The organism is Streptomyces sp. SID11385 (genome assembly GCF_010548245.1).
Taxonomy (GTDB): domain Bacteria; phylum Actinomycetota; class Actinomycetes; order Streptomycetales; family Streptomycetaceae; genus Streptomyces.
Window position 1 is genome coordinate 1 of the sequence record NZ_JAAGLR010000663.1, and the last position, 8,538, is coordinate 8,538.

Genomic DNA, 8,538 nt, shown 5'->3' on the forward strand with positions numbered 1-8,538 from the left:
CGTGGGGCTCCGCCCCACACCCCGCTCCTCACACGCCGGAGAGGCTTGATCAACGCCCCTCAGAACAGCGTGCCCTCCTCCGGGGCCGCCAGTTCCTTCTCCAGTTCGGGGCCGTTGTTGCGGACGTTGCTCACCTCCGTGCTGACCGGGTAGGCGCGCATCAGGCCCTCGGGGGGCGGGGCGAGGAGGGCTTCCGGGGCGGCGCCGGCGGGGTCGAGCCAGGCGTCCCAGCGGTCGGGGGTGAGCATGAGGGGCATGCGCGGGTGGATGTCGGCGAGGGAGCGGGGGCCCTCCTCGGGGGCGAGGGCGAGCGGGGCCGTCTCCGCCTCCGTCGTGAGGACCGTGCACGTGGCCCACCAGGCCTGCGGGTGGTCGTCGGGGAGCGTGCGGTCGCGCCAGAACTCGTACAGCCCGGCCATCGCGAAGACGGAGCCGTCGGCCGGGGTGACGAAGTAGGGCTGTTTGCGGGGGCGTTTGCGGCGGCCCTCCTCCTCCAGGCGCCGCTCGTCCTTGCCCGTGACCCACTCGTAGTAGCCGTCGGCGGGGAGCAGGCAGCGGCGGGCGGCGAAGGCGCGGCGGTAGGAGGGCTTCTCGTGGACCGTCTCGGCGCGCGCGTTGATCATCCGCGCGGCGCCCTCGGGGGACTTGGACCAGGAGGGCACGAGGCCCCACTTGAGCGGGCGGAGCTGGCGAACCGGCCGCCTGTCCCCCGCGTCCTCTCCCTTGAGCGGCCGGTCGAGGATCGCGGGGACGAGCTTCGTCGGGGCCACGTTCCAGTCGGGGGCCAGGGTCTCGCTCGGCTCCCACTTCTCCACGCCGAAGAGCGAGACGAGATCCTCGGGGGCACGAGAGGCCGCATACCGTCCACACATGACCTTCAGCCTGCCACGTCCACCCCCGACCCGAGGAGCCTTCGCCCCATGCACCCCACCGATCTCCCCGGACTCTGGCACCGCGTCTTCGGCAGCCAGCCGTCCCCCGAGCGCTGGGTCGTCCTCGTCGCGCTGCTGCTCGCCCTCCTCGGCGTCGGGCCGCGCCCGCTGTGGCACCTGACCCGGAACGCCGTGACGATCGCGCACGAGGGCGGGCACGGGCTCGTCGCGCTCCTGACCGGGCGGCGCCTGGAGGGCGTGCGGCTGCATTCGGACACCTCGGGGCTCACCGTGAGCCGCGGGAAGCCGACCGGTCCCGGCATGATCCTCACCGCGGCGGCCGGGTACGTCGCCCCCTCGCTGCTCGGTCTCGGCGGTGCCTGGCTGCTCGCCGCGCACCACATCACGCTCCTGCTGTGGGCGGCGACGGCGCTCCTCCTGCTCCTGCTGATCATGGTCCGCAACGCCTACGGGATATTCACGGTGCTCGTCACGGGCGCCGCCTTCGTCCTCGTCTCCTGGCTCACCGGTCCGCAGGCGCAGTCCTTCTTCGCGTACACCGCGGTGTGGTTCCTGCTGCTCGGCGGGGTGCGCCCGGTCTTCGAGCTGCGGGGCAAGCGGCGCCGCGAGGGCGCGTACGACTCCGACCCCGACCAGCTCGCGCGGCTGACCCACGTGCCGGCCGGGCTGTGGCTGCTGCTCTTCTTCGCGGTCTCGCTCGGCTCGCTCGTCGCGGGCGGGCGCTGGCTGCTCGGACTGTGAGGGGCCGCGAGGCGCTGTGCGGCGCCGCGGGAGGGGCCGGCCGGGGTCGTACGCGCCGGTGCGTGTCCACCGGCGTGCGCGGGCCCCTCGTGCGGGTGAAACAGCCCCCTCGGGCCACGCCCGTCCCGCCTACCACACCCCTGTTTCGGACTGGTTTCGGCGCATTTGGACAGGATCGTGGATCACCCTGAGCGACTAGAGTGAGGTCATGACCGAGACGCCTGCACTGACCGACCTCTGGCCCGCGCCGCACGCGGAGGGGCCCGTTCGCGCGACCGTGCGGGTGCCCGGTTCCAAATCGATCACCAACCGGGCGCTCGTGCTCGCCGCGCTCGCGGCCGAGCCGGGCTGGCTGCGCCGCCCGCTGCGCTCGCGCGACACGCTCCTGATGGCGAGCGCGCTGCGCACGATGGGCGTCGGCATCGAGGAGACGGTCTCGTCGGAGACCTGCGGGATCACCGGCGCGGGCGAGGCGTGGCGGGTCATCCCGGCCGGGCTGCGCGGCCCCACGACCGTCGACGTCGGCAACGCGGGCACCGTCATGCGCTTCCTGCCGCCCGTCGCGACGCTCGCCGAGGGCGCGATCCGCTTCGACGGCGACCCGCGTTCCTACGAGCGCCCGCTGCACGGCGTGATCGACGCGCTGCGCGCGCTCGGCGCCCGTATCGACGACGGCGACCGGGGCGCGCTGCCGCTCACGGTCTTCGGCAGCGGCGCGCTCGACGGCGGCAAGGTCGAGGTGGACGCGTCCAGTTCCTCGCAGTTCATCAGCGCGCTGCTGCTCTCGGCGCCGTCCTTCAACCAGGGCGTCGAGCTGCGGCACACGGGCCGGACGCTGCCCTCGCTCCCCCACATCCGGATGACCGTGGACATGCTGCGCGCGGTCGGCGCGCAGGTCGACGAGCCGGAGACCGGCGGCGAGCCGAACGTGTGGCGTGTGACGCCGGGCGCGCTGCTCGGCCGCGACCTCACGATCGAGCCCGACCTCTCCAACGCGCAGCCCTTCCTCGCCGCCGCGCTGGTCACGGGCGGCACCGTGACGATCCCGGACTGGCCGGCGCGCACGACGCAGCCGGGCGACCGGCTCCGGGAGATCTTCACCGCGATGGGCGGCACCTGCGAGCTGACCGAGGCGGGCCTCACGCTCACCGGCTCGGGCCGTATCCACGGCATCGACGTCGATCTGGGCGAGGTCGGCGAGCTGACCCCCGGCATCGCGGCCGTCGCGGCGCTCGCCGACTCCCCCTCGACGCTGCGCGGCGTCGCGCACCTGCGCCTGCACGAGACGGACCGGCTCGCGGCGCTCACCAAGGAGATCAACGAACTCGGCGGCGACGTCACCGAGACCGCCGACGGCCTCCACGTCCGCCCGCGCCCGCTGCGCGGCGGCGTCTTCCACACGTACGAGGACCACCGGATGGCCACGGCGGGGGCGATCCTGGGGCTCGCGGTGCCCGGCGTGGAGATCGAGAACGTCGCGACGACGGCGAAGACGCTGCCCGACTTCCCGGAGCTGTGGACCGGAATGCTCGGGAACTGACGGGACCTGAGCGATGCGCCGCTACGGAAAGAACCCCGACGAGGACGACGTCCGCGTCCGCCCCGGCCGCCGGGGCAGCCGCCCCCGTACCCACATCAGGCCCAAGCACGAGGACGCCTCCTCCGGCATGGTCCTCACCGTCGACCGGGGGCGGCTCACCTGCCTCGTCGAGGGGCGCAGGGTCGTCGCGATGAAGGCCCGTGAGCTGGGCCGCAAGGCCGCCGTGGTCGGCGACCGCGTCGCACTCGTCGGCGACCTGTCCGGCGAGAAGGACACCCTCGCCCGTATCGTCCGCATCGAGGAGCGCCGCTCGGTGCTGCGCCGCACGGCCGACGACGACGATCCCTACGAGCGCGTCGTCGTCGCCAACGCCGACCAGCTCGCGATCGTCACGGCGCTCGCCGACCCCGAGCCGCGCCCCCGCATGATCGACCGCTGCCTCGTCGCGGCGTACGACGGCGGCCTGAGCCCGCTGCTCGTCCTCACCAAGTCCGATCTCGCCTCCCCCGACCGGCTGTTGGAGACGTACACGCCGCTCGGCGTCCCGTACGTCGTGACGAGCCGCGAGGAGCTGTACGACGGCGAGGCGGCCGGGCGGGTGCGGGAGCTGCTCGACGGGAAGGTCACGGCGTTCGTCGGGCACTCGGGCGTGGGCAAGACGACGCTGGTCAACGCGCTGGTGCCCGAGGACCAGCGGCGTACGACCGGGCACGTCAACGCGGTCACGGGGCGCGGCAGGCACACGACGACGTCGGCGCTGGCGCTGCCGCTCGACGGGGCCGGCGGCTGGGTCGTCGACACGCCGGGCGTGCGGTCCTTCGGGCTCGCGCACGTCGATCCCTCGCGCGTCGTGCTCGCCTTCCCCGACCTCGTCCCGGGGATCGAGGAGTGCCCGCGCGGCTGCTCGCACGACGAGCCGGAGTGCGCGCTGGACGCCTGGGTCGCCGAGGGCCACGCGGGCCCCGAGCGCCTCGCCTCGCTGCGGCGGCTGCTGTCCACGCGGGAGCGCCACGAGGGGGACTGAGCGGGCGCCAGGTGTGGCGTGGCCTGCGCGCGGGAAGAGGGATTGCGTCTGCCAAGGGAAGGCAAAGGCATAAGCTCGGGCGGGTCCGCACGGGGCGGACCGGGGCCGGTCCGGGTGCGGTGCCGCTGTCGGCGGCGGTGCGCGGGCGGGTCCGTACGAGCGTTGAGGGAGAGACCACATGGCGTGGCTGCTGGTCGTCGTGGCCGGGCTGCTGGAGACGGGCTTCGCGATCTGCCTGAAGCTCTCCCACGGCTTCACCCGGCTGTGGCCGACCATCGCCTTCGCCAGCTTCGCGCTCGGCAGCTTCGGCCTGCTGACGCTCTCGCTGAAGAAGCTCGACGTGGGCCCGGCGTACGCGGTGTGGACGGGCATCGGGGCGGCGGGCACCGCGATCTACGGCATGGTCTTCATGGACGACCTCGTCTCGGTCCTCAAGATCGTCTCGATCGGCCTCGTCATCGCGGGCGTCATCGGTCTCCAGCTCTCCGGCTCGGCGCACTGAGGGCGGACCGGGCGGCCGGTTGACCGCGGACCGGGCGGCCGGTTGACCGCGGGCCGGGCGGCCGGTTGACCGCGACTGGATCACGCGGCGGGCGCGTGGATACTGTTCGGCCATGGCCGACTACCACGATGATCTGCGCCTCGCTCACGTCCTGGCCGACGCGGCCGACGCCACCACGATGGAGCGCTTCAAGGCGCTGGATCTCAAGGTCGAGACGAAACCCGACCTGACGCCGGTGACCGAGGCGGACAAGGCGGCCGAGGAGCTGATCCGCTCCCAGCTCCAGCGGGCCCGGCCGCGCGACGCGATCCTCGGCGAGGAGTACGGGCTGCGCGGCACCGGCCCGCGCCGCTGGGTGATCGACCCGATCGACGGCACGAAGAACTACGTGCGCGGGGTGCCGGTCTGGGCGACCCTCATCTCGCTCATGGAGCTGTTCCCCGGGCGCGAGGGCGAGCAGGGCACGTGGCACCCGGTGGTCGGCGTCGTCTCGGCACCGGCCCTCAACCGCCGCTGGTGGGCGGCGTACGGGCACGGCGCCTTCACCGGACGCAGCCTCACCTCGGCGAGCCGGTTGCGGGTCTCCGGCGTACGGCGCATGGCGGACGCCTCGTTCGCGTACTCCTCGCTCACCGGCTGGGAGGAGCAGGGCCGCTTGAACGGGCTGCTCGACCTGAGCCGGGCGGTGTGGCGCACGCGCGGCTACGGGGACTTCTGGCCGTACATGATGGTCGCCGAGGGCTCCGTGGACATCTGCGCCGAGCCGGAGCTGTCGCTGTGGGACATGGCGGCGAACGCGATCGTGGTCACGGAGGCGGGCGGCACCTTCACGGGCCTCGACGGCCGCCCGGGCCCGCACAGCGGCAACGCGGCGGCGTCGAACGGGGTGCTGCACGACGAGCTGCTGAGTTATCTGAACCAGCGGTACTGAGGGGGGCTGGGGGGAGCGGGGGCTGCGGGGGTGGGGTGGCCGTTGGAAGGTGCCCGCTGAGGGTGCGGCGTCCGGTGGTGGTGCGCCCGGTGGTGGTGCGCCCGGTGGTGCTGCGCCCGGTGGTGGTGCGCCCGGTGGGGGTGCGGCGTCCGCTGGAGGTGGGTGCTCGGTCGCTGGGGTGGGTGCTCGGTCGCTCGGGGTGCGCCTGTGGATAAGTGACGCGAACCCGCACAACGGCTCACTCGTACTGGTGAGTCGTTGTGCGGGTTTTGGCGAGTTATCCACAGATGTGGCGGGAGGGCGGGGGGTGGGGGTGCGGATTTGGGAGACTTGTATAGGGGTCGTCCCCCCGGGCGGGAGGGGGCTGAGCGCGGGCGGCTGAGCGCTGCCCCGCCCCGCCCCCACCTTCACCCCCGCCGCCCCCGCACCGCCTCGTCCAGCCGCTTCCCGAAGTCCGCGTCCGCCTGGCGGAAGTTCTCGATCGCCCGCTGCGCGATGTCGTCCCGCGAGACGCCCGCGATCGAGTCGGCGAGGTTGCTGATCAGGCGCTCCTTGGCGTCCTCGGGCATGAGCCGGTACAGGTTCCCCGCCTGGACGAAGTCGTCGTCCTCCGCGTGCCGGGGCACCTCGTACTGGCCCGTCGCGCCGGTGACCCCGGTCGGCTGCCACAGCGGCTGCCCGGTCTGCGCGGGGCCGCCGAAGCTGTTCGGCTCGTAGTTCTTCGTACCGCCGTGGCGGCCGTCGTAGAGGAAACCGTCACGGCTGTACGTGCGCGCCTCGGCCGCGTGCGGGCGGTTGACCGGGAGGTGGTCGGCGTTGATGCCGACGCGGTAGCGGTGCGCGTCGCCGTAGGCGAAGAGCCGGCCCTGGAGCATCTTGTCCGGCGAGGGGCCGATGCCGGGCACGAAGTGCGCCGGGCTGAAGATCGACTGCTCGACCTCGGCGAAGATGTTCTCCGGGTTGCGGTTCAGCTCCAGCTTCCCGATCTCGATCGGCGGGTAGTCCGCGTGCGGCCACACCTTCGTGAGGTCGAAGGGGTTGAAGCGGTAGTTCTCGGCGTCGGCGGCGGGCATGATCTGCACCTGCACCGTCCAGCTCGGGTACTCGCCCCGCTCGATCGCCTCCCGCAGGTCGCGCTGGTGCGAGTCGGGGTCCGCGCCCGCGAGCTTCGCCGCCTCCTCGACGGTCAGCGTCTTGATGCCCTGGTCCGTCTTGAAGTGGTACTTGACCCAGAAGACCTCTCCGGCCGCGTTGTTCCACTGGTACGTGTGCGAGCCGAAGCCGTCCATGTGCCGGTACGAGGCGGGGATGCCGCGGTCGCCGAAGAGCCACGTCACCTGGTGCGTGGACTCGGGCGACAGGCCCCAGAAGTCCCACACGTTGTCCGGCTCCTGCGAGCCCGTGTACGGGTCGCGCTTCTGGGTGTGGATGAAGTCGGGGAACTTGATCGCGTCCCGGACGAAGAAGACCGGGGTGTTGTTCCCGACGAGGTCGTAATTGCCGTCCTCCGTGTAGAACTTCAGCGCGAAACCGCGCGGGTCGCGCACGGCGTCCGGGGCGCCGAGGTTGCCCGCGACGGTCGAGAAGCGCAGGAAAGTCTCGGTCCGCTTGCCGACCTCGGAGAGGAAACGGGCCCGCGTCCAGCGGCTCACGTCGGCGGTGACGGTGAAGGTCCCGTAGGCGCCGGCGCCCCGGGCGTGCACGACGCGCTCCGGGATGCGCTCGCGGTTGAAGTGGGCCAGCTTCTCCAGGAGCGACTGGTCCTGGACGAGGACGGGCCCGCCCGCACCCGCGCTCTCACTGTTCTGGTTGTCGGCGACCGGAGCCCCGGCCTCGGTCGTGAGTGGTCCCTGCCCCTGCGTCACTGTTGCCTCCCGCATCGTTCCGGCTCGGACGAACCGTGGAACGATCCTACATTGGACTTCATCTAATTCAAGCTAGCCTCCAAAGCGACACTCGTTCGGAATCAGGCCGGTTGCCTGATACCCTTTGCCCTATGAGTGACCTTCTGGAACGGCTTCGTGGGCGCGGTTGGCGCATGACGGCGCAGCGCCGCGTGGTCGCCGAGGTACTCGACGGCGACCACGTCCACCTGACCGCCGACGAGGTGCACGCGCGGGCCGCGCAGCGCCTCCCCGAGATCTCGCGTGCCACCGTCTACAACACGCTCGGCGAGATGGTCTCGCTCGGTGAGGTCATCGAGGTCGCGACCGACCACCGCGCCAAGCGCTACGACCCCAACGCGCACCACCCGCACCAGCACCTGGTCTGCGCGAACTGCGGCGCCGTCCGCGACGTACGCCCGGCGGGCGACCCGCTGAAGGACCTCCCCGCCGACGAGCGCTTCGGCTACACGGTCTCGGACGTGGAGATCACCTACCGGGGCCTGTGCCCCGACTGCGCGAGCGCCTGAAGGCAAGCGCGCCAGCGCGCCCGGGAACGGCGACGCCCCGCGCCTGAAAACGCCTGCGCGGAAAGCGCCCGCGCCTGAAAACACCAATGGGCCGGAGATCGATGATCTCCGGCCCATTCGGCCTTGGTAGCGGGGACAGGATTTGAACCTGCGACCTCTGGGTTATGAGCCCAGCGAGCTACCGAGCTGCTCCACCCCGCGTCGGTGAACCCGACTCTACGGGGCGCCCCCGCCCAGAAGCAAATCGGTTCCCCGCCCCCGCCGCAGGCATTACGCGCTCAGCTCCTCGCGAAGCGCCTCCCGCAGCCGTCCCGCCCGCTCGGCCACCTCCCCCGGTCCCGCGGCCACGGCCGCATCGCACCAGTGCTGGCTCTCCTCCAGTTCGCCCCGGCGCGCGAAGAACAGCCCGAGCCGCAGCGCCGCGCGGCCGTGCCCGGCCTCGGCGGCCCGGCGCCACCACAGGGCGGCCTCCGGCTCGCCGCCCTCGCGGGCGA

Annotated in this window: 8 protein-coding genes, 1 tRNA gene and 1 pseudogene; 6 read left to right on the forward strand and 4 right to left on the reverse strand. The window is 72.6% G+C overall.

The annotated features are described in order from the left end of the window. Nucleotides 1-59: 59 nt before the first annotated feature. Nucleotides 60-872, reverse strand: coding sequence for an SOS response-associated peptidase (locus tag G3I42_RS20270; RefSeq protein ID WP_164287913.1), 813 nt, complete (start codon nucleotides 870-872; stop codon nucleotides 60-62). A gap of 48 nt (nucleotides 873-920) precedes the next feature. On the opposite strand from G3I42_RS20270, the gene G3I42_RS20275 reads away from it, so the two are divergent. The 5 genes from G3I42_RS20275 to hisN all read left to right on the forward strand — a co-directional run bounded on the left by G3I42_RS20275 (nucleotide 921) and on the right by hisN (nucleotide 5,631). Continuing rightward, nucleotides 921-1,634 carry a M50 family metallopeptidase gene (locus G3I42_RS20275; protein WP_164287915.1) on the forward strand — a complete coding sequence of 238 codons (714 nt, stop codon included), beginning with the start codon at nucleotides 921-923 and terminating at the stop codon, nucleotides 1,632-1,634. 208 nt (nucleotides 1,635-1,842) lie between these two features. Continuing rightward, nucleotides 1,843-3,174: a 3-phosphoshikimate 1-carboxyvinyltransferase gene (gene aroA, locus G3I42_RS20280; RefSeq protein ID WP_164287917.1), complete on the forward strand. Its 1,332-nt coding sequence runs from the start codon at nucleotides 1,843-1,845 to the stop codon at nucleotides 3,172-3,174. 13 nt (nucleotides 3,175-3,187) lie between these two features. After that, nucleotides 3,188-4,198, forward strand: a complete 1,011-nt coding sequence (gene rsgA / locus G3I42_RS20285) for a ribosome small subunit-dependent GTPase A (protein ID WP_164287919.1) — start codon at nucleotides 3,188-3,190, stop codon at nucleotides 4,196-4,198. A 178-nt stretch (nucleotides 4,199-4,376) separates the two neighbouring features. Then, nucleotides 4,377-4,700: a multidrug efflux SMR transporter gene (locus G3I42_RS20290; RefSeq protein WP_007822261.1), complete on the forward strand. Its 324-nt coding sequence runs from the start codon at nucleotides 4,377-4,379 to the stop codon at nucleotides 4,698-4,700. 112 nt (nucleotides 4,701-4,812) lie between these two features. Further along, nucleotides 4,813-5,631, forward strand: coding sequence for a histidinol-phosphatase (gene hisN / locus G3I42_RS20295; protein WP_164287921.1), 819 nt, complete (start codon nucleotides 4,813-4,815; stop codon nucleotides 5,629-5,631). Nucleotides 5,632-6,038: 407 nt separating this feature from the next. On the opposite strand, the gene G3I42_RS20300 is transcribed toward hisN, so the two are convergent. Beyond that, the gene (locus G3I42_RS20300) at nucleotides 6,039-7,511 is read right to left on the reverse strand and encodes a catalase (RefSeq protein ID WP_164287923.1); all 1,473 of its coding nucleotides are present in this window, start codon (nucleotides 7,509-7,511) and stop codon (nucleotides 6,039-6,041) included. A 116-nt stretch (nucleotides 7,512-7,627) separates the two neighbouring features. On the opposite strand from G3I42_RS20300, the gene G3I42_RS20305 reads away from it, so the two are divergent. Next, on the forward strand, nucleotides 7,628-8,044 hold the full coding sequence (locus G3I42_RS20305) for a Fur family transcriptional regulator (RefSeq protein WP_009068611.1): 417 nt from the start codon (nucleotides 7,628-7,630) through the stop codon (nucleotides 8,042-8,044). 124 nt (nucleotides 8,045-8,168) lie between these two features. Here G3I42_RS20305 and G3I42_RS20310 read toward each other — a convergent pair. Next, a tRNA-Met gene (locus tag G3I42_RS20310) sits at nucleotides 8,169-8,245 on the reverse strand. Nucleotides 8,246-8,314: 69 nt separating this feature from the next. Next, nucleotides 8,315-8,538: pseudogene (locus tag G3I42_RS20315) on the reverse strand (sel1 repeat family protein); the annotation flags it as partial.

Excerpts from the sequence above, each read along its gene's own strand:
- G3I42_RS20270 (WP_164287913.1), bottom strand. The coding sequence starts at position 872 with ATGTGTGGACGGTATGCGGCCTCTCGTGCCCCCGAGGATCTCGTCTCG.
- G3I42_RS20275 (WP_164287915.1), top strand. The coding sequence starts at position 921 with ATGCACCCCACCGATCTCCCCGGACTCTGGCACCGCGTCTTCGGCAGC.
- aroA (WP_164287917.1), top strand. The coding sequence starts at position 1,843 with ATGACCGAGACGCCTGCACTGACCGACCTCTGGCCCGCGCCGCACGCG.
- rsgA (WP_164287919.1), top strand. The coding sequence starts at position 3,188 with ATGCGCCGCTACGGAAAGAACCCCGACGAGGACGACGTCCGCGTCCGC.
- G3I42_RS20290 (WP_007822261.1), top strand. The coding sequence starts at position 4,377 with ATGGCGTGGCTGCTGGTCGTCGTGGCCGGGCTGCTGGAGACGGGCTTC.
- hisN (WP_164287921.1), top strand. The coding sequence starts at position 4,813 with ATGGCCGACTACCACGATGATCTGCGCCTCGCTCACGTCCTGGCCGAC.
- G3I42_RS20300 (WP_164287923.1), bottom strand. The coding sequence starts at position 7,511 with ATGCGGGAGGCAACAGTGACGCAGGGGCAGGGACCACTCACGACCGAG.
- G3I42_RS20305 (WP_009068611.1), top strand. The coding sequence starts at position 7,628 with ATGAGTGACCTTCTGGAACGGCTTCGTGGGCGCGGTTGGCGCATGACG.